The organism is Phormidium sp. FACHB-592, assembly GCF_014695795.1.
Classification (GTDB): Bacteria; Cyanobacteriota; Cyanobacteriia; order Leptolyngbyales; family Leptolyngbyaceae; genus Stenomitos.
In genome coordinates, this window is the sequence record NZ_JACJOZ010000030.1 from 183,824 (window position 1) to 205,420 (window position 21,597).

Annotated in this window: 14 protein-coding genes; 4 read left to right on the forward strand and 10 right to left on the reverse strand. The window is 50.9% G+C overall.

Annotated features, from left to right (window positions below):
* The first annotated feature begins 395 nt into the window (after positions 1–395).
* A complete protein-coding gene (gene ctpB, locus H6F86_RS07010; RefSeq protein WP_190447460.1) occupies positions 396–1,715 on the forward strand; it encodes a carboxyl-terminal processing protease CtpB in 1,320 nt (439 codons plus the stop codon).
* A gap of 107 nt (positions 1,716–1,822) precedes the next feature.
* Here ctpB and H6F86_RS07015 read toward each other — a convergent pair whose 3' ends face one another.
* The 5 genes from H6F86_RS07015 to H6F86_RS07035 form a co-directional block, all read right to left on the reverse strand.
* The gene (locus H6F86_RS07015) at positions 1,823–2,332 is read right to left on the reverse strand and encodes a MogA/MoaB family molybdenum cofactor biosynthesis protein (protein ID WP_190447462.1); all 510 of its coding nucleotides are present in this window, start codon (positions 2,330–2,332) and stop codon (positions 1,823–1,825) included.
* Positions 2,333–2,448: 116 nt separating this feature from the next.
* Positions 2,449–2,784, reverse strand: coding sequence for a photosystem II reaction center protein Psb28 (psb28, locus tag H6F86_RS07020; RefSeq protein WP_190447464.1), 336 nt, complete (start codon positions 2,782–2,784; stop codon positions 2,449–2,451).
* A 319-nt stretch (positions 2,785–3,103) separates the two neighbouring features.
* Positions 3,104–5,071, reverse strand: coding sequence for an acetate--CoA ligase (gene acs / locus H6F86_RS07025; RefSeq protein WP_190447465.1), 1,968 nt, complete (start codon positions 5,069–5,071; stop codon positions 3,104–3,106).
* Positions 5,072–5,187: 116 nt separating this feature from the next.
* On the reverse strand, positions 5,188–6,387 hold the full coding sequence (locus H6F86_RS07030; RefSeq protein ID WP_190447467.1) for a PRC-barrel domain-containing protein: 1,200 nt from the start codon (positions 6,385–6,387) through the stop codon (positions 5,188–5,190).
* A 316-nt stretch (positions 6,388–6,703) separates the two neighbouring features.
* The gene (locus tag H6F86_RS07035) at positions 6,704–8,101 is read right to left on the reverse strand and encodes a hypothetical protein (RefSeq protein ID WP_190447469.1); all 1,398 of its coding nucleotides are present in this window, start codon (positions 8,099–8,101) and stop codon (positions 6,704–6,706) included.
* Positions 8,102–8,645: 544 nt separating this feature from the next.
* Between H6F86_RS07035 and H6F86_RS07040 the strand changes: the two genes are divergently transcribed.
* Complete coding sequence (locus H6F86_RS07040; RefSeq protein WP_190447471.1) at positions 8,646–9,344, forward strand: glutathione binding-like protein; 699 nt, start codon at positions 8,646–8,648, stop codon at positions 9,342–9,344.
* Positions 9,345–9,441: 97 nt separating this feature from the next.
* On the opposite strand, the gene H6F86_RS07045 is transcribed toward H6F86_RS07040, so the two are convergent.
* Positions 9,442–10,185 carry a class I SAM-dependent methyltransferase gene (locus H6F86_RS07045; RefSeq protein ID WP_190447473.1) on the reverse strand — a complete coding sequence of 248 codons (744 nt, stop codon included), beginning with the start codon at positions 10,183–10,185 and terminating at the stop codon, positions 9,442–9,444.
* Between the two features lie 95 nt (positions 10,186–10,280).
* Entirely contained in the window at positions 10,281–10,460 is a 180-nt protein-coding gene (locus H6F86_RS07050) for a hypothetical protein (protein WP_190447475.1), read from the reverse strand.
* Between the two features lie 414 nt (positions 10,461–10,874).
* On the opposite strand from H6F86_RS07050, the gene H6F86_RS07055 reads away from it, so the two are divergent.
* The gene (locus H6F86_RS07055; protein ID WP_190447535.1) at positions 10,875–13,415 is read left to right on the forward strand and encodes a mannose-1-phosphate guanyltransferase; all 2,541 of its coding nucleotides are present in this window, start codon (positions 10,875–10,877) and stop codon (positions 13,413–13,415) included.
* Between the two features lie 30 nt (positions 13,416–13,445).
* A complete protein-coding gene (locus H6F86_RS07060) occupies positions 13,446–13,940 on the forward strand; it encodes a single-stranded DNA-binding protein (RefSeq protein ID WP_190447477.1) in 495 nt (164 codons plus the stop codon).
* Between the two features lie 58 nt (positions 13,941–13,998).
* Here H6F86_RS07060 and H6F86_RS07065 read toward each other — a convergent pair whose 3' ends face one another.
* From H6F86_RS07065 to H6F86_RS07075, 3 genes are all read right to left on the reverse strand, one after another.
* Positions 13,999–14,274 (reverse strand): TIGR02450 family Trp-rich protein, encoded by a 276-nt coding sequence (locus H6F86_RS07065; RefSeq protein WP_190447479.1) that lies wholly within the window; start codon positions 14,272–14,274, stop codon positions 13,999–14,001.
* Positions 14,275–14,288: 14 nt separating this feature from the next.
* A complete protein-coding gene (locus H6F86_RS07070; protein WP_190447481.1) occupies positions 14,289–14,633 on the reverse strand; it encodes an STAS domain-containing protein in 345 nt (114 codons plus the stop codon).
* A 256-nt stretch (positions 14,634–14,889) separates the two neighbouring features.
* On the reverse strand, positions 14,890–21,318 hold the full coding sequence (locus H6F86_RS07075; RefSeq protein WP_190447484.1) for a HAMP domain-containing protein: 6,429 nt from the start codon (positions 21,316–21,318) through the stop codon (positions 14,890–14,892).
* Between the last annotated feature and the right edge of the window lie 279 nt (positions 21,319–21,597).

Below are 21,597 nucleotides of genomic sequence, written 5' to 3' on the forward strand. Positions count from 1 at the left end.
CCAGTTGTCCCGTTTTCTCCCAGTACAGGCTCACAACTTTCAAAAACTTTACAAAACTCTACCAAACTCAAAGTGAAGGTTTAGCAAAGTTAATGGCGTTCCCCCTATGCCAATCTCTTGAGATTCGGTTAGATTGGCTGAAAGGTTTCACTCTAAATCCTATCAGGGTGTTGGTATGAGCATACGTTGAGTGCTTGAGGATGATTGTTAAACCGTCTTCTCTGCACTGGGCTATAGTCATGCTAACTGGATATTTTGCATTCACAATTTGTTGAAATCACCTAATGCCCTCGCTGCGATCGAGTGAGCGCTTTCGGTGATACTGCTCGCTTCAACCCAGTCCGGCTGCTACCGCGCCTATCTACCTTTTAAGCCAATTCATTTATTTACCATCAATGAACCGACCCTCAAAGCGCGCTCCTTTGTTTCACCTTGCTCTCTGTGGTGGGGCTATCGCTGCCACAGCGGCTGTGTCTCTTTTTGTGCCTAGTCTGACCCGTGTACGTGCGGCGCTGCAAGAGAGTCCGAAGACGGTTGTTGATGAAGCGTGGCAGATTGTCAACCGCGAATACGTTGATGGCACTTTCAATCAAACCGATTGGCAGGAGATCCGTAAATCACTGCTTGGCAAGAACTACACATCGCGTGAGCAAGCATACGTAGCACTGCGATCGGCGCTGGAGAAGCTGAACGACCCCTACACTCGCTTCATGGATCCCAAGCAGTATGAGGCATTGAGTAGTCAAACCTCTGGGGAACTATCGGGCGTTGGTATCCGGCTAGAGGTCAGCGAGCAAACGAAAGTGCTGACGGTCGTCGAACCGATCGAAAACTCTCCAGCGATCAAAGCGGGGCTTCAGGCGGGGGATCAAATCCTGGCGATCGATGGCAAGCAAACGAAAGGCATGACTGTTGAGGATGCTTCTAACTTGATTCGTGGGGATGTGGGTACGAAAGTAAGGCTTGAGGTTGGGCGGCAAGGCGCAAGCAAAAAGAGTGTTGCACTAACCCGTGCCCGCATTGAGCTACCGACTGTGCGCTATGCACTCAAGCAAGAAGGTGGCAAGCGCATCGGCTACATCCGCTTGAATGAGTTTAGCGCTCATGCTGCCGACCAAATGCGACGCGCCATTCAGGATTTGAACAGCCAGCAGATCGAAGGCTATGTACTCGATCTGCGTGGTAACCCTGGTGGGCTGCTCCAGGCAAGTATTGACATTAGCCGGATGTGGATGGATAAGGGATCGATCGTGCGTACCGTCGATCGCCGAGGCAATAATGAGGAAATTGGAACCAACCGCACGGCTCTGACCAAACTACCGCTTGTTGTTCTGGTTGATGGCAACTCAGCTAGCTCCAGTGAAATTCTCACGGGTGCGCTGAAAGATAACGGGCGTGCAACGGTGGTGGGTAGCCAAACCTTTGGCAAAGCGCTGGTGCAGTCAGTTCATTCACTCTCGGATGGATCAGGTCTGGCAGTGACGATCGCGCACTACTACACGCCTCTAGGCACCGACATCAGCCACAAAGGCATTACGCCAGATGTCAAGATTGACTTGAGCGACGAGCAGCGGCAAAAGCTGGCTTCTAATCCCAAACTGGTAGGGACTAAAGATGATCCGCAATATGCGCGTGCTCTCGCGACCTTACAAAAAGTTGCCCTGACGCAACCTGCGCCAGCTACGACACAGCAAGCCATTCAAAGCCAGAAGTAACAACGTCTGGCTCTTAAAAGTTTGGCTGTTGAGAAATGGGGTTAACAGTCGCTTGCCGATCAGCGACTGTTAACCCCACTTTTTTTGGAACTGTCGGTTATTGTTTGTTACTGGTTGTTTGTGTGGATCTGGCTCACTAAATGTCTCAGCTCTGGCAAGATTAGCGTCTGCATAGCAAGCGTCACAGCACCTGTAGAGCCAGGAATCGAAAACACGAGCTTGGCACGAAAAACTCCAGCGATCGCCCGTGATGCCATTGCCCGCGAACCAATGTCTTGATAACTAAGCCAGCGAAACAGTTCGCCAAAACCAGGTAATGTTTTTTCCAGGAGTGCGGCGATCGCGTCATAGGTGGTGTCTCTTGGCGCAATACCGGTGCCACCGTTAATAATGACGGCTGCTACGTCTGTTCGTTGGCTAAGTTGCTCAAGCTCGGTCTGAATCTGCACAGGCTCATCTTTGAGAATGACGTAAGCAATGACCTGATGCCCTGCATCATGCAGCAGTTGTTGGATTAGCTGCCCGCTTCGATCGGTTTCGACGGTGCGGGTATCACTGACGGTCATGATCGCACAGTTAATAGCAACGGCAGAGTCAGGATGAGGAGTGGCTACCATTGCTTACCGATAATAGTGAGAGTTCCTTTAAAGCTTGTTGAGGGGTTGAAAACGTGCAAGAAACAACCCCAAGCTAATCAGTGATCGATCGTGCAAGAACAACCGCTAATGCGCTTCTACGATTTACTAAACTCCAGCCCATGGTCGTTCGCATAGCGCTCCATAAAGCGCATAAAGCGATCCCATTCCTGAGGCGATCGAATAATATAAGTTGCTTCTAACGCATCAGGCTGACCGTTCACAAATTTAGCATTTACTTCTCGTGAAACCAGTTCACCTTCTTCGTCCACTAGATACATCCCGGTGATGGCATCAGTGCTGGTGCTGCTAAGTGCAGTAGGGCTTTGAAAGTAAAAAATGGCTTTGCCGTTGCTACCGTCACGGGAGCGAGTCAAACTAATATCAGGGACGACGTCTTCATCAATACCTCTGGCAAATTGAATTTGAGCCATAATTCTCAATCAGCGTTTGTGTTAGGTGGAAGACTATTCTCCCATGTTACGGTAGGCGCAAAAACAGGCTGTTAAAAAAGGCAGCTTTTGTAAGCCTAAATGCCTTGCTGCTGAAGTTTAAGGGCGATTGCATTACTGTTATGTAGAGCTTGGAGCAGTCGAACAACCTCAAAAAAGCATCACGAAAAATCCAGGTTTCGTTATAGGTCGTGAAAAAATAAGAGAGTTACTGCTTCATCAAGTACTGCTTTGCTTCGGTCTACAACGGCTGCTTGCGATCCCCAACTAGTTAAGGAAAGCGGGGATCGGTATCTTAGAGTTAGCCTTGGCGCAGTTTTTCTAGTACGCTGCGGTCCTCCAATGTGGAGGTATCGCCTGAAATTTCGACACCGCTTGCCAAATCCCGCAGCAGGCGACGCATAATTTTGCCAGAACGAGTTTTGGGTAGGGCATCGGCAAAGCGAATCTCACCAGGACGGGCGATCGCGCCAATCTCTTGCACGACGTGCTGCTTGAGTTCCTTCAGCAAAGCATCACTGGAACTGTACGTGCCTTCCAGCGTGACAAATGCCACAATCTCTTGCCCTTTAAGCTCATCTGGTTTACCCACGACAGCGGCTTCAGCAACGGCAGGATGGGACACCAGCGCCGACTCAATTTCCATTGTGCCGAGGCGATGCCCAGCCACGTTGATCACATCGTCTACCCGACCCATTACCCAAAAGTAACCATCTTCATCACGACGGGCACCATCGCCTGCAAAGTAGGTGTACTGTCCATCTTTAGGTGGGATATGCTCCCAATAGGTACGACGGAAGCGATCGGGATCACCATAGACCGTACGTAGCATACCGGGCCACGGATGTCGTACGGCTAGATAGCCTCCCTCGTTTGCACCGACAGAATTGCCATCCAGATCAACCACATCTGCCAGAATGCCGGGAAACGGTAGCGTTGCTGAACCCGGTTTGGTGGGGATCGCACCCGGTAGCGCTGTAATCATGATGCCACCTGTTTCCGTCTGCCACCAGGTATCCACGATCGGGCAACGTCCACCGCCAATAATTTGTTGATACCAGATCCAGGATTCTGGATTGATTGGCTCGCCGACTGTGCCAAGCAAGCGCAGAGACGATAAATCCCGCGCTTTGGGATGCTCGTCACCCATTTTGATAAAGGCTCGAATCGCTGTGGGCGCGGTGTAGAAGACGTTAACACCATGCTTTTCAATGACATCCCAAAAGCAGCCGGGGTTGGATGCACGGGGCGCACCCTCGTACATAACGGTTGTTGCACCGTTGGACAAGGGACCATAGACAATATAGCTATGCCCCGTAATCCAGCCGACATCGGCAGTACACCAGTAAACATCGGTGTCTTGCAGGTCAAAAATCCACTTAGTGGTGATGTGGGTGTAAAGGTTGTAGCCGCCAGTCGTATGCACAACGCCTTTTGGCTTGCCAGTGCTGCCAGAGGTATAGAGAATGAAGAGCAGATCTTCACTATCCATTGGTTCAGCAGGACAATGGGCAGAAACCTGGGACTGAAGTTCGTGCCACCAATAGTCACGATCGCCCTGCATTTGCACATCTTGCCCGGTACGCTTAACGACGATCATGGCTGAGACGCTGGGCACGCTACCATTTGCCAACGCTTTATCAACCTGCTCCTTTAACGGCACGATCGCATCTTTACGCCAACCGCCATCCGCTGTAACGACGACTTTTGCTTCGCCATCGACCAACCGATCGCGTAATGCCTCAGCGCTGAAGCCCCCAAACACAACGGTATGGGCAGCACCAATCCGCGCACAGGCTAGCATGGCGATTGCCGCTTCGGGAATCATCGGCATATAAATGCCCACGCGATCGCCTTTCTGCACGCCTAGATGCTTCAAGGCATTGGCAAACTGGCACACTTCTCGATGCAGTTGTGCGTAGGTAAGAGTGCGCGAGTCTCCTGGTTCACCTTCCCAAATCAGCGCTGCCTTATTGCGTCGCCAGGTAGTGAGATGGCGATCGAGACAGTTGTAAGAGATATTTAATTTGCCATTCACAAACCATTCTGCAAACGGCGGTTGCCAGTCCAGCACTTTATCCCATTTTTGAAACCAGTGCAGTTCAGTTTCTGCCAGGTCTGCCCAGAATACTTGAGGATCGGCTTTAGCCTTCTCGTACAGGCGCTGGTAGTCCTCCAAGCTCTTGATATGTGCCTTCTCGGAAAACTCACTCGCTGGATGAAAGAGGCGATTCTCGTGCAGGATGGATTCAATAGTCGGCTGTGACATGGCGTGTTAAGGGATTGAGTCTACGCGCTCAAACAATATTACAGCATACCGATTTGCGACCCCATCACTCTCATCTGTTGACATTTATTGCACACCTAGGAAGCACTAGTCACGTGTTAAATCCAGGGTTCATCATCGTCCAGGTCATCGACTTTAGAATCAGGCTGCGTAGAAGCAGGCAGTTCGGTTGTTGGCTGGGGAGGCTTGATTGGAGTGGGTGGAGCGATCGATTCATCGGCAATCCAGGGTTCGTCATCAATCCAGGGCGCATCATCGTCAAGGTCAGTCGCTTCAGAAGGGATTGCTGAAGGAGCCGTTGAGAAAGTCTCTGGGGACGCTTGGTGGCTGTCGGGTACGCTGGATTGCTTTGCAGCGTCTTCTGGTGCCGATAGGGTATCTAACTCATCGGCTAGCGTGGGCTCGAGGATTTCCTTCGCCTGCACTGTAAGCGTTTGAATGCCGTCTTCGACTTGTTCGGTGAGAATTTGAATGCTGTCTCCAAACTGGGCGCTGAAAGTCTGAGTGCGTTCTTTCATGCGCTCGGTAAGCTGTTGGCTGTTTTCTCGAGTCTGTCCAACGATCGTCTGCGCGTCTTCCTGAAGTTGTTCGTTAAAGGTTTGGATGGTTGCTTGCGCCTGTTGAGAGAGCGACCGCGCTCGCTCTTTAAACTGCCCAGTCAGTGATTGAAGCCGTCCCTTTGCTTGTTCGGTAACGGTTTGTGCCTGTTGAGAGAGCGATCGCAATTCTTCGGTTGCTTGACCGTAGTCTTCTTGTAGCACTGCCTTCGCTTTTGCCAACGTTTGTTTAATGCCTGTCTGGTACACTGCCAGATTTTGGGCAACGCTTTCAGTCACCAGTACGCGCCTGCGCCCAAGGCTTAAGATTTGCGCGGGTGGCAATTGGTAAAGATCGCCTGCAATGCCTGCCCAACCGCTAGATGCCAACAAATAGCAGTTAATTTCACCCGTCCTCAGGCTAAACAGGTAGTCAATGATTTTGCCGCTTTTATTGCCGGTATCGCTCCAGACTTCGCATTGCAGCAGTGATTCAAGCTGACGGACTTTGGTAGCGTCCGTTTCTTCGGGCTGGTTGTGGGTCAAAATGCCGTTAGAACCCAACGTGCTGATTTGAGCCAACCTAAAGGCTGTTTTTTTCGTTCCGAAGCTGCCTGCTTTGCAAACAAAGCCCAGTACGCGATGGGCAGAGGGATACATCCACATCACTTCTACTCGCCCCAGGGTTTCCATTGTGCTGCGATCGAGCACCAATTGGTTGAGCAAATCGCTCTGCCGGATCAGGTCTGGTGGTGTCGTCATCGTCTCTTTGCGCCTGTTGCAATCTCTGCCGTCAGAATTGATCTCTCTTTCGATTCTATGCTGCCTAAAGTCAAGTGGTTGGCTGAAGCACCTGCAAGCTTGACGCAGTTATAGCATCGGCTTCAGTTTGAGTTTCAAATAACTACTGGGTAAGCCACCTCGCGCATCAACTGCAACATTACGTCTAGCGGCGTTGTTCGATGGAGCTTCATAGAGAGGAAATTAGGCTTGTCGCTTCACTTTTTCACTAAAGAAGTTACTGATTCCTTTGAACGTTGTTGGGTTCTGGCTCCTGCTAATTGGCTTGATAATGCCGCTACACCTTACTTTCTACGCTTAACCCACGTACAGCAATCTTACGGTTTTCAAAGACTTGCACAATGCCGTTCGTGATCGTTTCAACCACGGTACGATCACACGCCTTTAAAAAGGCTTCTGCCGTCAGTGTGCCTTTGAAAAACTCCTTTGCCTGCGCTAACAAACGACGCGACTCTGCAAACCCAATGGACTTAATAATGTACGTTGCTACAGGTGAATTTTTGATGTCGTAAGACGATGCCTGCCCTCGTCCTTTTTCTACCAGACTCAACACATCCCATTCCAGATCGGTTGCTGGGGCAACGGACATCGACAGTTGAGGCAAAAAGTTTTCTAACTGCGCCACAGATCGTCCCTGCGACGGCAACTCTCCCATCATCGTTGCCAGGGGAATATCGCGCCCAAGACGCTGCGAGAGGGCTTCAATGACGGCGATCGACAAGAGTTTGCTGCCCAGGTAGAGCCGTGCAACATCGAGATTTCGCTGAGTACGTGTAATAAGCTGCTGATAGACCAACGCGCTCGGTTCTGCCCCAAAGGTCTGAAAAACCAGTTCGGGCTTCAGATAGTACATGAAGCCCTCCATCTTTTGCAGCGATACTCGATAGCCATGCACTGTGTAGGAGTTCGCGTTCTTTAGATCGTGATTGGTTTCAGGCAGTAGGTTCCAGGTGTTGTCAAGAAAGTCAGCCGCAGAAGGATAGGCAAAATTTTCTACATCGCGGTTTGCCAATCGTACCGATCGCTGCACCACACTGCTCAACTGCTCATCGTTCCAGCCAAAGCTCATGACCTGGTTAACATGGTGCAATCGCTCGTAGAGGCTATCACTTGGGCTTAACCCTGAAGCCGAATGCTTACGAAACGGGATAGTCGCCTCAATACAAGCCACTACCTGAGCAATCTGTGCCGCTGGAAGCGCGTGCTCCAAAAACTTGGCGGCAATCACAGCGCTGAGAAATTCATTTTGCCCAGCCGTAGGCAACAACACTTGCTCTGGCACAAAACCAAAAAGCTGCGATACCATCTCGAACATGATGTCGTTAGGCAGTTCTGTACGATCGCGAATGACCAGTTGCCCTGTAATTTCCTTGACGAACGCAGAAATATAGCCGCTGATGTTGACGCTTACGCCTTGATCGACCTGGACGTACACCAGATCATGAAACAACGCTGCCAGCACTTCGATTGCGTCGCCCGACTCGCCCACTTCAAAGATATGCTCAGGCGTATGAAAAAACCGCCACGGACCCGTCATGGTCTGAATCACAAGTTCGGCAGTTTTGCTCAACTGCGCGGGATCAGCCTTCCCTTCTAGCTGCTGAATTGCCCACTGCAACTTTGCTAGGCAGCGTTCTTGGTCCTGTCCTGCCTCCCAGTCCCGTTCAAGCGCCATAGGGGTTTCTCCACTCAGATTGAGCACGATGCACAAGTTTGTTGCATGGTAGCAGGAAGACCTATCAGGTACGACACCGCTTGATACCATTCCTTACGTTTCACCATTACATAGTCAGAATATATTCAGACAATGCAATGGAAGGTGGGGGGTAGGCGATACCCAAATAGCTTTCTGCACCGCCTGCCTCACTACCCAGAGATTAGCAGTCTTAGCTAAAGCTGATTCTCTGCAATTAGGTTAAGCGTGCCCCAAATTCTGGCTGAACTCGCACAGGCGCTACTGCATTAAAATGAACCTAGAATGCTCAACCTGTTTCAACCTGTTTCTGTCATGACAGAACGGTTTCACTTACCCCACAGTGCTTAATATCTTACTTGTTCCACCTGCTTGATTATTAGATAGTCATAATAAATTGTAAGAGAGAGTTTAGGGGCGTGGCTTGCAGGCAGGGGCTTCTACCCCTCCACCCCAAAAGCATCTTTAGCTCTATGCCATCCGGTTACTTCTTCCCTATACCCTCTGTCTACTCCCTACCAAAAATATGATTGATCTTTATTACTGGACAACGCCAAACGGTCATAAAATTACTCTTTTTCTAGAGGAAGTTGGCTTACCTTACAATGTGATCCCGATCAATATTGGTAAAGGCGATCAGTTTAAACCTGAATTTCTTAAGCTTGCGCCCAATAACCGCATTCCTGCCATTGTGGACAACGATCCAGCTACAGGTGATGCGCCTCTTTCGGTCTTTGAGTCGGGTGCAATCCTGTTATACCTGGCAGAGAAAACGGGCAGGCTCATTCCTACCGATTTGCATGGACGTGTTGAGGTGTTGCAGTGGTTGTTCTGGCAAATGGGGGGTTTGGGACCGATGGCTGGGCAGAACCATCACTTCAGTCAATATGCGCCAGAGAAAATACCGTATGCGATCGCACGCTATGTTAACGAGACAGGGCGGTTGTATGCCGTGATGAATCAGCGTCTCAGTGATCGTGAGTTTCTAGCAGGCGACTATTCGATCGCCGATATTGCCTCTTATCCCTGGATTGTGCCCTACGAGAAACAAGGGCAAAACCTCACAGACTTTCCTCACCTGAAGCGGTGGTTTGAAGCCATTCAGGCGCGTCCTGCTACGGTGCGTGCCTATGCAAAAGCAGACGCATTCAAAAACCAGACGATCGATCCAACCCAGGCAAGAGACTTGTTGTTTGGTCAGTCAGCGAAGACGATTCAGGATTGAACCTGAACCTTTCATACTGTACAAGCCCCTTATAAGGTAGACCTAGGCAATTTTAGCGCTCGCGCTTGAAAAGACTCATACCTAAAACTGCACGTTCTTAAAACTGCACTTTGAAAAGCTGGAAAAGTTCTCCAGGGAGCGTCTTCACGATTTTGCCGCCCGCTGCATGAACGGTTTTCTGCCAACTGGCGATCGGCTCTAAAAAAACTTCGGTGCCCAGGTACATTTCTAGAATCGCCCAGTTCTCAGCCAGGGGTGTTTCTGGATCGAGGGCATCAAAGACAAACACGCCGCCTGGTTTTAACACGCGCTTGACTTCTGTTAGTACCGCTGCCCAGTAATCGAGGGGATAGTAACAGCTAACGCCTGTGGCGATCGCGAGATCAAACTGCTTGGCTTCGTAGTCTAACTGGTGCGCCGCACCTAACGCCACGCCTTTAAACAGCTTCGAGTTGAGCTGCGGTCCACGAGCGTTCAAAATATCGCGCGCGACGTTGCTGATTTCCTGCCCATAAAAGAGCGCCTCCCACTCGCGCCACGGGTAAATCAAAAAGCTTACCCCGCAACCTAAATCCAGGCATTGCTGATTTTTCTTAGGTTTGGCAAGTTCCCAGAAGGGCGAAGTCAGCTTTGCCTGAAGCGAACCGGATGCTCGCTCTCGAAAGATCGGCATGGCTTCCACTTCTTCTGGCAGTTCAAACGCTTCGCCCCGATATTCGCGGTTAAAGCGGGTTGTGACAGCAACCATCTGGGTCTGCCAGTCCTGCGGGGTACTTAATTCGCTGAAGTAGCTGTTGCTAGAAAATGCTCCTTGGGAGTCAGACGCTTGTTTTTTTGCCATGCCCAGATCGATTCCTCTAGCAACGGTATTTATTGAGCTAGCAGCTAGCAGCTACCAGTCGCACTTTATCAAACGGCTAAGCGCTAGCGCTTCCATCAACGTCCGGTCAGCGCTCGGGTAAAGTTCTGACGGTAAGGCTTATTAAAAATGAGGACGGGCCACAGCAGCGCTAGATAAACGCGACCACTGCTGAAATTGGTGCGTCTGAAGCCCGTCCAGAATTTCCAGATGCCAATGCTATAGCCGATTAGTGCCAGAAAACCAATGATTCCCATGTCTCGATCCTCAATTAACTTACAACAGTTGACTGACAAACCTTGCAGTTGAAGCTACACCGATCGCATCGATCACTCCGGATAGATGCGATCGTCAAAAACAGCGTTCCACGATGCGGTAAACAGCGCAAGTGTGAAATAGCGAACAGACCTCAGCTCTAAAGTGGAGTAGCCTTGACCGATCAAAGAATGACTTTAGAGTGGCAGGCATCACTTCCGATAGCTGCGAGACATATTCTCCCTAGTTCTATCCTATCTGTAGCGACGATCGCACGACCCCTTTTGCTGGGATGATTGCTCCCGATACGCTCTCGACCCCAGGTAAGGATGTCTAAATCGCTGCAAACATACGACACTAGAGGGGAGCGGTTGTGCCTTTCTTTAACAGCTTGGAATCAACAGGATGGCGATCGTATGCGAGCAGTTTTGATGGCGGGTGGATCGGGCACGCGATTGCGACCGTTGACGTGTGATTTGCCCAAGCCGATGGTGCCAGTATTAAATCGCCCGATCGCAGAGCATATTGTCAACCTGCTGAAGCGTCACCGCATTACCGAGATTATTGCAACGCTGCACTATCTGCCCGATGTCATGCGCGACTACTTTCAGGATGGTAGTGATTTTGGCGTGCAAATGACCTATGCCGTAGAAGAGGATCAGCCGCTCGGCACAGCGGGCTGCGTGAAGAATATTGCCGAGTTGCTCGATCGCACCTTTCTGGTCGTCAGTGGCGATAGCATTACTGATTTTGACCTGAGCGCTGCTATTCGGTTTCACAAGCAGCGCCAGTCGAAAGCAACGCTGATTTTAACTCGCGTGGCAAACCCGATCGAATTTGGCGTGGTGATTACTGACCGGGACGATCGCATCCTCCGCTTTCTCGAAAAACCTTCAACCAGTGAAGTATTTTCGGACACTGTGAATACAGGTACATACATTCTTGAGCCAGAAGTACTGGATTATTTGTCTGAAAATCAGGAAGCCGATTTTTCCAAAGATCTATTTCCGTTGCTGTTAGAGAAACGGGAGCCAATGTACGGCTATGTTGCCGAAGGCTACTGGTGTGATGTCGGTCATTTGGATACTTACCGCGATGCTCAGTACGACGGCTTAGAGCGAAAAGTGAAGCTGGACATTGCTTACGAGGAGCGATCGCCCGGTTTATGGGTGGGTCAGAATACTTTCCTCGACCCCACTGCCAAAATTTCAACGCCTGTAATGATTGGCAGTAATTGCCGCATTGGTGCGCGAGTGCAGCTTGAAGCGGGCACCGTCATTGGCGATAACGTGACGATCGGTGCCGATGCCGACCTCAAGCGTCCCATTATTCTCAATGGCGCGATTATTGGTGAAGAAGCCCATCTGCGAGCGTGTGTGATCGCACGCGGTACACGGGTTGATCGTCGTGCCCATGTGCTGGAAGGTGCAGTCGTAGGTCCTTTATCGACGATCGGCGAAGAAGCGCAGGTCAGTCCGGGTGTACGGGTGTGGCCCAGCAAACGAGTTGAATCGGGTGCCACGCTAAATATCAACTTGATCTGGGGACACGCTGCTTATCGCAATCTTTTTGGGCAACGTGGTGTATCAGGCTTAGCGAATGTCGACATCACGCCAGAGTTTGCGGTGAAGTTGGGTGCGGCGTATGGTTCCACGCTTAAACCTGATGCTCAAGTTGCTGTCTCGCGGGATCAGCGCAGCATTTCACGGATGGTGTCGCGATCGCTCATTGCTGGGCTGATGTCCGTTGGCGTGAATGTGCAAAACCTGGAAGCCACTGCCATTCCACTAGCGCGTACGATCGTCCCCACACTGTCGATCGCGGGTGGCATCCATGTGCGAATGCATCCCGATCGTCCCGACCACATTTTGATTGAGTTCTTCGACTACAACGGCATCAATATTTCAAAAGCCCGTGAAAAGAAGATCGAAGGTGCTTATTTCAAAGAGGATTTCCGCCGCGCCCAAATTCAGGAAATTGGCAATGTTGTTTATGCCAATCAAGTCGTAGATATTTACGGCACCTGCTTTGAAAAACATCTGAATGTTGAAGCAATTCGCCACAGCAGTTCAAAGGTGGTTATCGACTACGCTTACGCAGTTTCGGGTGCCGTGCTGCCACAGCTACTAGCTAAATTTGGTTGCGATGCTGTCGTGCTTAATGCTAGCCTTAGCCACACCGCGCCCAACCCCTCTGATCGTGAAGTCTTGCTGAGTCAACTGGGTCATGTAGTGGAAGCGTTGAAAGCCACTTTTGGTGTGCAGGTTTCTGCTAATGGCGAACAACTGATTCTGGTTGATGAAGCGGGTAGCGCCATTCGAGGCGAAGTGTTAACAGCACTCATGGCAGATATGCTGCTGGTACATCATCCAAGAGGTACGATCGTCGTCCCAGTCAATGCTTCTAGCGCTGTCGAACAAATTGCCCATCGACATGACGGCAGGGTGATTCGCACAAAGGCAAATCCAACCGCGCTGATGGAAGCATGCCACGCTAGCCCCAACGTAATTTTGGGTGGCAGTGGCGATATGGGCTTCATCTTTCCGCAGTTGCATCCCGGTTTTGATGCCATGTTTTGCATTGCTAAGCTGATTGAAATGCTGACCATTCAGGAGCGATCGCTCGGTCAAATCCGTGCTGAACTCCCTCGTGTTTGCCACAAAACCTGCATGGTTCGCTGCCCTTGGACGGCGAAAGGTGCCTTGATGCGGCATTTGGTTGAGACCCATCCTATTGATAGTTTAGAACTGGTAGATGGCGTGAAAATCTTTAATCATCAGCACAATAGCTGGGTGCTCATTCTGCCCGATGCTGGCGAACCGCTGGTTAATATCTATGCCAATAGCAACGATCGCGGCTGGGTGGATGAAACGCTGCGCGAATATCGTCTCCGTGTGCAAGAATTTGTCAACCAGCACCAGGACGCGGAAGCCGCGAAAGCGGAAAGCCAGTATTAGAATAGAGTATTAGTTTTTAGTTAATGCTCCATGAATAGCTGCATCTTGATGGCAGAAATTGTCCAGGCTCCTGAGCTGCGGTACACATCCGATACTCAAACTCCGATCGCCGAAATGTTTGTGGAGTTTCCTGGCCTACGTACTGAAGACCCACCTTCGCGGCTCAAAGTGGTCGGTTGGGGCAACCTGGCTCAGGAGATTCAAGAGCGCTTCCATCAGGGCGATCGCGTGGTCATTGAAGGAAGTTTGAGGATGAATACGATCGATCGACCCGAAGGCTTCAAAGAAAAGCGCGCCGAACTCACTGCCCAGCGGATTCATAGCCTTGGAGCCGATACCGCTCTGGAAACCTCTACTGCGTCTACACCCGCACCTGCCAGCAATCAAGCTGCTAAACCAAGTGGTGCAGCACCATCGGCAAAACCAGCCCCAGCGACACCTACCGCTAAAGCTAAAACAGGCAAATTTCAGACACAACCTGAACCGACGACGGCAGCACCAGATTTTGATGATATTCCCTTTTGAACGGGCGATCGCCCTATAAGTTTGCTCGTACGGCGGTGCCCGATCGCCGCTCGTTCTACTAAGCGTTGCTTTGCTTAGCTGCTTGGAGTGCTTGATCCCACGACTCTTGCTCTTGGAGCGACTGCCAGCCAGCCTGCCAGAGCGCTTGATCCTTCAAGAGCCGTGCATTGACCCAGAAGCGTACTGTTGGATCGCAGGCAGCCACCATTTCGGCGAACACCCACTGTCCTTGATTTTTGCGATTAGCAACCTGAAAGTGCCGCCAGCCGTCAACGGCTTGGTGCGCGGTCCACTTGGATTGCAGTAGGTGCGGAAACTTTTGCTTACGTGGCATACTGCCATTATGGTCTACTTTGCGGACGGTTCGCCTGTATTGCTGCTATCCAGAGCACGATCGAACGCTTCTGGTGTGTCGTAAATGTCAAACACCTGATCCATCCCGCTATGCTCAAGCACCATATATGCCTGCCCGTTGAGTCGGCAAAGCCCCAGACGACCATTTGCCTCGTTTACTTGCTTTAGCAGTAGCACCATTGCTGACAGACCAGTGCTGTCCATAAACATGACGTGCTGAAAGTCAATCAGAATGTTGGTGATGCCATCTTCAAGCGTACGGGTGATGTCTTCAAGCAGATTGCCCGTCGTTGAAGAACTCAAAATTCTTTTGGGATAAAACGTTTGTACAACAGCCACCTATTAACCCTCCAGAACTTCTATATCGTTAGATTTCCCAGTACGTCTGGGTCAGCAGAAGTAGGAATGTTCTTTACACCGAGGGGGTAACTCTGATTCCTACCTGCTCTCCCTCTAAGGACTAAAGACCGAGCCTTAAATACTCTGTAAACCTCACAATCTGTAGGGATACGGATTGCCGCCCTTACATAAAAAAGCTAACTCTATTTAAGCAGAACCCTTAGTCACAAAGAGGGATGAAAGTACAACGACATTACTATTCGTATAGCCAAACCCGTAGTAACGACAGTAACTGTTCCATATCGACTGGTTTTGTAATGTAATCAGATGCACCGGCTTCGATGCATTTTTCGCGATCGCCCTTCATCGCTTTGGCGGTCAAGGCAATGATAGGCAAGGTGCGAAACTGCTCTAGCTGACGAATGGCACGCATTGTTTCGTAGCCATCCATGTCTGGCATCATGACATCCATTAACACAAGGTCGAGGTCAGGGGTGTTTTGCAGCAGTGTAATGCCGTCTCGTCCATTTTCGGCATAGGTCGTTCGGATCTGATACCGTTCCAGCATACTGGTTAGCGCAAAGATATTGCGTACATCGTCGTCAACAATGAGCACAGTCTTGCCCACCAATGCGGGATCAACCTGCTGTAATTGCTCCAGCATCAAACGCTGAGGCGCGGGTAGATTTTCATGCACTCGATGCAAGAACAGCGCGGTTTCGTCTAGCAGTCGTTCGGGCGATCGCACATCTTTCACAATAATTGTGTCGGAGATGCGCCGCAGTTCGGTTTCTTCTTGAGCAGTCAGTTCTTTGCCCGTGTAGACGATGATGGGTAGACGCTGAAGACCAGGTTCTTGCTTAATCTGTTCAATCAGTGCAAAGCCAGCAATATCAGGTAGACCCAGATCCAATACCAGGCAGTCAAAATGACCCGTTTTGAGTGCTTCCAGGGCTTCTGCACCCGTGCCGACAGCCGTGCTTCTCACGTCGCTATTGCCAATCAGCTCTACAATGCTGTGGCGTTGTGTTTCGTCGTCCTCAACAATCAGTAGATGCTTGACCGGACGTTCAATAAAGCCCTTAATATCGTTGAGTGCTTTCGAGAGCGCTTCGCTGCTAGCAGGCTTTTGGATGAAGGCGATCGCACCAAGCTGTAGGCTGCGCTTCTGACCCTCCTCAACCGACATCATATGTACCGGAATATGTCGCGTAGCAGGATTATGCTTGAGTCGATCTAAGACTGCCCAACCCGTCATAAATGGTAGCCGGACATCCAGCATAATGGCGGCTGGTTTTAATTCTTGCGCCATTGCTAAGCCCACATCACTACGAGCGGCTACTAGCCCTTTAAAGCCTTGTTGTCGTGCCATATCCAGAAGGATCTGGGCAAAGGCAAGGTCATCTTCGATGATGAGGAGTACCTGATCGTCGGGCTGAATCGTATCGCGATCGTCATCAATGGCTGGTTCACTCAGTAGTGACGCAACGATGGCTTCCTCTTCTTGCAGGCTTGTGCGCCGTTCGCTGTTTGTAAGTCGCTGCGCTGTCTGCCTTGACGGCGAAAGTAAACCAGTAGTCTGTGCCTTAAATGTTCCTCCCTGTGTTGGATGGCGATCGTCAAGCAGGTCGCCGCTGTGAGCGTCTGTTGAGGTGTAAGACAGCGGCAAATAAAGCGTAAAGGTGCTGCCTTGACCGGCTTCACTTTGAAGTTTAATTTCACCACCCAAGAGTTGAGCAATCTCCCGGCTAATCGACAGCCCCAAGCCAGTGCCCCCGTATTTACGGGAGGTGGTGCCATCCGCTTGCTGAAATGCCTCAAAAATGACCCGTTGCTTGGCAGCTGGTATGCCCACCCCAGTATCGCAAACCGCAAAGGCAATTACTGTCTCTGCCTGATTCAGTTGTTTTTGGTCGCGGCTCCAACCGTGGGTAGCAACGCTAATCTGTAAACTGACTTCCCCTTGCTCTGTAAATTTGAACGCATTCGCAAGTAGATTCTTCAACACCTGCTGAAGGCGCTTTGAATCGGTATACATCAAACGTGGCAGGTGTTCATTGAGGTGAATGTGGAAGTCTAACCGCTTCGTTTGCGCGATTTGGCGGAAGGTGCGCTCCATATGGTTACGAAGGTCGGTAAAGAGGGTCTGGTCAATGTCTACCGACATCGTGCCTGACTCAATTTTCGCCAAGTCGAGAATATCGTTAATGAGCGTGAGTAAATCGCCACCAGAGGCATGAATCGTGCGGGCGTATTCAACTTGTTTAGCAGTCAAATTACCTTCACTGTTGTCACCCAGTAGCTGTGCCAGGATCAGCAGGCTGTTAAGCGGTGTGCGTAGCTCATGGGACATATTCGCCAGAAACTCAGACTTGTACTTGGAGGTCATCGCCAATTGTGTGGCTTTTTCCTCTAAGGACTGTCGAGCTTGTTCAATCTCTCGGTTTTTGCGCTCCACTTCTTGATTTTGCATTGCCAGTAGCTCGGCTTTTTCTTCCAACTCTTCGTTGGTCTGTTGAAGCTGGTCTTGCTGGTTCTTGAGCAGTTCTTCAGAGGCAGTGAGGGATTGTGCCTGTTGCTCTAGTCGCTGGTTGGTTTCAGTCAGCTCCTTCTGTTGCATTTGCAGCTCTTCTGCCAGGGATTGCGATTGCTTCAGCAGCTCTTCTGTCCGCATACTGGCGGCGATCGTGTTAAGGACGATCGCAATACTTTCAGTTAGTTGATCAAAGAACGTGAGGTGAATTTCACTGAAGCGACGGAAGGACGCTAATTCGACCACTGCTGTGACTTGCCCCTCAAACAGTACGGGTAACACAACGGCATTTAGTGGAGTTGCTTCGCCCAAACCGGAACTAATTTTGATGTAGTCACTGGGCACTTCAGTAATCAAAATCCGTTCCTTTTCCAGCGCGCACTGACCGACCAAACCTTCGCCTAAGTGGAACTGATTTGCCAGGTGTTTGCGTTCGCGGTAAGCATAAGTGCTGAGCAGTTTTAGGTAGGGAGGATGCAACTCGCTGCTTTCCATCAGGTAAAAGACCCCATGCTGCGCCGAAACCAGCGGAGCCAATTCTGAGAGGATGAGCTTAGAAACCGCTTCTAGATCGCGCTGCCCCTGTAGCATACGTGTGAACTTTGCCAAGTTGGTTTTGAGCCAGTCTTGTTCAGTGTTCTTCTGAGTGGTTTCGCGCAGGTTGGCAATCATCTGGTTGATGTTGTCTTTCAGGATTGCAACCTCGCCTTCTGCTGCCACAGAAATCGATCGTGTCAGGTCGCCCTTCGTTACTGCCGTTGCCACTTCTGCGATTTCGCGCACTTGGGTCGTGAGATTCGCTGCCAACTCGTTCACGTTATCCGTCAGGTCACGCCACGTTCCCGATGCACCCGGCACTTTCGCTTGACCGCCTAGCTTCCCTTCAATACCCACCTCACGCGCTACGGTTGTCACCTGATCGGCAAAGGTTGCCAGCGTATCAATCATCTCGTTGATCGTGTCGGCAAGGGTTTCGATCTCACCCTTCGCTTCCAGCATGAGCTTCCGCTTCAGGTCCCCGTTAGCTACTGCCGTCACCACTTTCGCGATGCCTCGTACCTGCGCGGTCAGATTGCCTGCCATAAAGTTCACGGAGTCGGTCAGATCTTTCCAGGTGCCTGCCACACCGCGCACCTCTGCTTGTCCACCCAGAATCCCTTCCGTGCCCACTTCGCGTGCGACCCGCGTTACCTCAGAGGCGAAGGAATTAAGCTGATCCACCATGACATTGATAGTGTCTTTCAGGTCGAGAATTTCGCCCTTTACATCCACCGTGATTTTCTTGGAGAGATCACCATTAGCAACAGCTTTCGTTACTTCGGCAATGTTCCGCACCTGTGCGGTCAGGTTGCCAGCCATTGAGTTCACGTTATCGGTCAAATCCTTCCAGGTGCCCGCTACACCACGCACATACGCCTGTACACCGAGTTTTCCTTCGGTGCCCACTTCGCGTGCCATCCGTGTTACTTCAGAGGCAAAGGAACTGAGCTGATCCACCATTGTGTTAATCGTGTTTTTTAGCTCCAGGATTTCGCCCTTCACATCCACGGTAATTTTCTTCGACAGATCGCCATTCGCCACAGCAGTCGTCACTTCGGCAATGTTTCGTACTTGCGCTGTGAGTGAGCCTGCCATGAAGTTCACTGAGTCGGTCAGGTCTTTCCAGGTGCCTGCCACACCACGCACCTCTGCCTGCACACCGAGTTTTCCTTCGGTGCCCACTTCGCGTGCTACCCGCGTGACTTCAGAGGCGAAAGAGTTGAGCTGATCCACCATTGTATTGACGGTGTTTTTTAGCTCGAGAATTTCGCCTTTCACATCTACGGTAATTTTCTTGGACAGGTCACCGTTTGCCACAGCGGTCGTTACAGCAGCAATGTTCCGCACTTGTGCGGTTAAGCTACCCGCCATAAAATTTACTGAGTCTGTCAGGTCTTTCCATGTACCCGCTACACCACGCACATCGGCTTGCACACCCAGCCGTCCTTCGGAACCCACTTCGCGTGCGACCCTAGTTACTTCAGAAGCAAAGGAACTGAGTTGATCCACCATGACATTGATGGTGTCTTTTAGCTCGAGAATTTCGCCTTTCACCTGCACCGTAATTTTCTTGGACAGGTCACCGTTTGCCACAGCGGTCGTTACTTCGGCAATGTTTCGTACCTGTGCGGTTAGGTTGCCTGCCATCGAGTTCACACTGTCGGTCAGGTCTTTCCAGGTGCCTGCTACGCCCCGGACTTCTGCCTGTACGCCGAGTTTGCCTTCCGTGCCTACTTCGCGTGCGACCCTGGTTACTTCTGAGGCAAAGGAACTGAGTTGATCCACCATGACGTTGATGGTGTCTTTTAGCTCGAGAATTTCGCCTTTCACCTGCACCGTAATTTTCTTGGACAGGTCGCCATTTGCCACAGCGGTCGTTACTTCGGCAATATTCCGTACCTGTGCGGTCAGGTTGCCTGCCATCGAGTTCACGCTATCAGTCAAGTCTTTCCAGGTGCCTGCTACGCCTTTTACGTCTGCCTGCACACCCAGTTTGCCTTCGGAACCCACTTCCCGTGCCACCCGCGTCACCTCAGAGGCGAAGGAGTTGAGCTGATCCACCATGACGTTGATCGTGTCTTTTAGCTCCAGGATTTCGCCTTTCACATCCACGGTGATTTTTTTGGACAGGTCGCCATTCGCCACCGCAGTGGTTACTTCCGCAATGTTCCGTACCTGTGCAGTCAAGCTGCCTGCCATGAAGTTTACGGAGTCGGTCAGGTCTTTCCAGGTGCCTGCTACGCCTTTTACGTCTGCTTGCCCACCTAGTTTGCCTTCGGAACCCACTTCCCGCGCGACCCGCGTCACTTCAGAAGCGAAGGAGTTAAGCTGATCCACCATGATGTTGATGGTGTTTTTTAGCTCCAGGATTTCGCCTTTGACATCCACCGTGATTTTCTTGGAGAGGTCACCATTGGCGATCGCCGTTGCCACTTCGGCAATATTTCGTACCTGTCCCGTCAGATTGCCTGCCATTGAGTTCACGTTATCGGTCAGGTCTTTCCACGTGCCTGCTACACCCTGAACTTGTGCCTGCACACCCAGTTTCCCTTCGGAACCCACTTCCCGTGCGACCCTGGTTACTTCTGAGGCGAAGGAGTTGAGCTGATCCACCATCGTGTTGATCGTGTTTTTCAGCTCCAGGATTTCGCCTTTGACATCCACCGTAATTTTTTTGGACAGGTCGCCGTTTGCCACAGCGGTCGTCACTTCCGCAATGTTTCGCACCTGCGCCGTCAAACTACCTGCCATGAAGTTTACAGAGTCCGTCAGGTCTTTCCAGGTGCCCGCTACACCCCGGACTTCTGCCTGACCACCCAGTTTGCCGTCAGCGCCCACTTCTCGCGCGACCCTGGTTACTTCTGAGGCAAAGGAGTTGAGCTGATCCACCATCACGTTGATCGTGTCTTTCAGCTCGAGAATTTCACCTTTGACATCCACGGTGATTTTTTTGGAGAGGTCGCCATTCGCCACCGCAGTGGTTACTTCCGCAATGTTTCGTACCTGTGCGGTCAGGTTGCCTGCCATCAGGTTCACGCTGTCGGTCAGGTCTTTCCAGGTGCCTGCGACGCCTTTGACTTCTGCCTGTACGCCAAGTTTGCCTTCGGTACCCACTTCCCGTGCCACCCGCGTGACCTCAGAAGCGAAGGAGTTAAGCTGATCCACCATTGTGTTGACAATGCGAGCCGTTTGAAGGAATTCTCCTTGCAGAGGTCTGCCTTCAATTTCGGTGGCGATCGTTTGCGAGAGGTCACCATTTGCCACCGCTCGAATTACTCGTGCGGTCTCTGCTGTGGGCTGCACAAGATCTGTAACCAACGTGTTGACTGAGTTTACGCAGGCTTTCCAGGAGCCTTTCGCGTTGCCTAAAGAGGCACGTTCACTGATCTTGCCTTCTTTACCAACGACGTTACTAACGTGCTCTAATTCGTTGCTTAACCGCTCATTCATCTCAATGATGTCGTTGAGCGTATCGGCAATTTTGCCAGCCATGCCTGTTTGGTCGATCGACATTCGTACCGAGAAGTTGCCCTTCTTAACCTCTGCCAGAACGCTCAAAAGCTGCTTGGGGTCAAGATTGTCTGTGCTCACTGGTGCTTGTGCAGTTGACATGGCTTAATTCTTCTAGAAGGTGCGATGACTCTTAACAGGTGGCAATGCAAACTCTACCGAATGATAGAGCCAGAGATCTACCCCAGAATAACGTTAGGGTCACTCTAAATACTTATTATGATGTCAGTACTCTGCTTTAGGCAGTCTCTCCTAGGATAGATGCTGATTAAGTAGCTAAGATGCATTGAATACATACACGCCCTGTCGTCCCTCTTACCACTCAGCGATCGAGACGACTAGAGAAACTGCTACTGCCCAGATGGCGATCGCACCCAACCA

What these genes read in the sequence shown, in the direction of transcription:
- ctpB (WP_190447460.1), top strand. Translation starts at nt 396, where the DNA reads ATGAACCGACCCTCAAAGCGCGCTCCTTTGTTTCACCTTGCTCTCTGT.
- H6F86_RS07015 (WP_190447462.1), bottom strand. Translation starts at nt 2,332, where the DNA reads ATGGTAGCCACTCCTCATCCTGACTCTGCCGTTGCTATTAACTGTGCG.
- psb28 (WP_190447464.1), bottom strand. Translation starts at nt 2,784, where the DNA reads ATGGCTCAAATTCAATTTGCCAGAGGTATTGATGAAGACGTCGTCCCT.
- acs (WP_190447465.1), bottom strand. Translation starts at nt 5,071, where the DNA reads ATGTCACAGCCGACTATTGAATCCATCCTGCACGAGAATCGCCTCTTT.
- H6F86_RS07030 (WP_190447467.1), bottom strand. Translation starts at nt 6,387, where the DNA reads ATGACGACACCACCAGACCTGATCCGGCAGAGCGATTTGCTCAACCAA.
- H6F86_RS07035 (WP_190447469.1), bottom strand. Translation starts at nt 8,101, where the DNA reads ATGGCGCTTGAACGGGACTGGGAGGCAGGACAGGACCAAGAACGCTGC.
- H6F86_RS07040 (WP_190447471.1), top strand. Translation starts at nt 8,646, where the DNA reads ATGATTGATCTTTATTACTGGACAACGCCAAACGGTCATAAAATTACT.
- H6F86_RS07045 (WP_190447473.1), bottom strand. Translation starts at nt 10,185, where the DNA reads ATGGCAAAAAAACAAGCGTCTGACTCCCAAGGAGCATTTTCTAGCAAC.
- H6F86_RS07050 (WP_190447475.1), bottom strand. Translation starts at nt 10,460, where the DNA reads ATGGGAATCATTGGTTTTCTGGCACTAATCGGCTATAGCATTGGCATC.
- H6F86_RS07055 (WP_190447535.1), top strand. Translation starts at nt 10,875, where the DNA reads ATGCGAGCAGTTTTGATGGCGGGTGGATCGGGCACGCGATTGCGACCG.
- H6F86_RS07060 (WP_190447477.1), top strand. Translation starts at nt 13,446, where the DNA reads ATGAATAGCTGCATCTTGATGGCAGAAATTGTCCAGGCTCCTGAGCTG.
- H6F86_RS07065 (WP_190447479.1), bottom strand. Translation starts at nt 14,274, where the DNA reads ATGCCACGTAAGCAAAAGTTTCCGCACCTACTGCAATCCAAGTGGACC.
- H6F86_RS07075 (WP_190447484.1), bottom strand. Translation starts at nt 21,318, where the DNA reads ATGTCAACTGCACAAGCACCAGTGAGCACAGACAATCTTGACCCCAAG.